Source organism: Vibrio sp. 10N.222.52.B12 (genome assembly GCF_002875385.1).
Lineage (GTDB): Bacteria > Pseudomonadota > Gammaproteobacteria > Enterobacterales > Vibrionaceae > Vibrio > Vibrio jasicida.
In genome coordinates this window covers 1-1,533 of record NZ_MDAW01000068.1, presented here as the reverse complement: position 1 = coordinate 1,533, position 1,533 = coordinate 1, and the positions used below count along the sequence as shown (strand labels likewise).

Genomic DNA, 1,533 nt, shown 5'->3' with positions numbered 1-1,533 from the left:
ACCCATATCAGGACGGGTCATTGTTCATGGCAGTTTATGACATGAGATTAAATCAGCAGGGTCGCGAGGCCTAAGAAGACTGACAAACCAATCACGTCAGTGACCGTGGTCAGTGCCATACCGCCAGCCAGGGCTGGGTCGATGTTCATTTTCTTGAGTAGAATAGGGATGGTTACGCCGGCAACACCTGCTACAAAAAGGTTGGTCAACATGGCCGCAGAGATGATACCGCCAAGCATCCAGTTTCCTTTCCAAGCAACTACGATACCGCCGATGATCAGTGCCCACATGATGCCGTTAAGTAAGCCGATAGCGGCTTCTTTCAGCAATAGTTCTCGTTTGTTTGAATCACCAATATGACCAAGCGCTAAACCGCGGATCACCAGAGCGACCGTTTGGTTACCCGCAACGCCACCCATCGATGGAACAATGGTCATCAAGACGGCGATAGCCGCCATTTGCTCTAGTGTTGCTTCAAACATGTTGGATACTGAGGCCGCCGCTAGCGCTGCAAGTACATTGGCACCGAGCCAAATACTGCGCTTACGAGCGGATTTTACGACAGGTGCGAAGGTATCTTCATCGTCATCCATACCCGCCATACTCATCATTGAGTGTTCGGCATCTTCACGGATAACATCGACCACGTCATCGATGGTGATACGACCAACCAGATGTTGGTTTTCATCAACCACAGGTGCAGATACCCAGTTACGACGTTCAAATAGACTAGCAACATCAGAGTCACTGGTATCTACGGTAATTGCATCGTCGGCATCTTCCATCACAGCACTGACTTTGACATCAGGTTGAGTGGTAATCAGTGTGGTAATCGGCAGTTCACCAATCAGCTTACTATCATCATCAATGACGTATAACGCATCGGTTGCTTCTGGCAGTTCGCCTTTCATGCGTAAGTAGCGCAGGACAACGTCCACATCCACATCACCACGAATGGTGATTACGTCGGTGTTCATCAATCCGCCAGCGGTATCCTCAGGGTAGGATAGCGCCGTTTCGACTCGTTGACGGTCAGCGGTGTCCATCTGGGATAGAACTTCACGTGAGACGTCGTCAGGCAAGCTACGCAGTACGTAAGCCACATCATCAGTGTCCATGCCTTCCGTCGCTTCTGCAAGCGCTTCTGGGGCCATTTTGGACACGAGACTGTCTTTGACGTCTTCGTTTAGCTCGTCAAGAATCTCACCGTAGTCTTCTGGGTCAGTCAGTTGCCAGAGTACTTCACGACTTTTACGTGGAGAGGCTTCTAAAAGGTGGGCGATATCCTCAGGTTCCATGTCCTGCAATTGGCGACGAACATGGACAAAGCGGCCGTTTTCCAGCGCTTCTGTGACTTCTTGGAGGGCTTGGTGAGCTTGGTCGAATTCTATTTGCTCTGCCATTCATTCCCCCTAATTCCTGATATTTACAATGCTTTGAATAATAACTTAATTCTAGGCACCTTTTAATAACAACTTATGAAAGTCGACAAAATTATTTATCGGAATTTAAGTAACCTGAGATCGGTTTAAG

At 48.7% G+C, this 1,533-nt stretch carries 1 protein-coding gene; it reads right to left on the bottom strand.

All coding sequences use genetic code 11. The features are described from left to right. Positions 1-47 precede the first annotated feature (47 nt). On the bottom strand, positions 48-1,403 hold the full coding sequence (mgtE, locus tag BCT11_RS03810) for a magnesium transporter (RefSeq protein ID WP_038864521.1): 1,356 nt from the start codon (positions 1,401-1,403) through the stop codon (positions 48-50). Between the last annotated feature and the right edge of the window lie 130 nt (positions 1,404-1,533).

Bases quoted from the DNA above. Each gene is read 5' to 3' on its own strand.
- mgtE (WP_038864521.1), bottom strand. From the start codon at position 1,403: ATGGCAGAGCAAATAGAATTCGACCAAGCTCACCAAGCCCTCCAAGAA.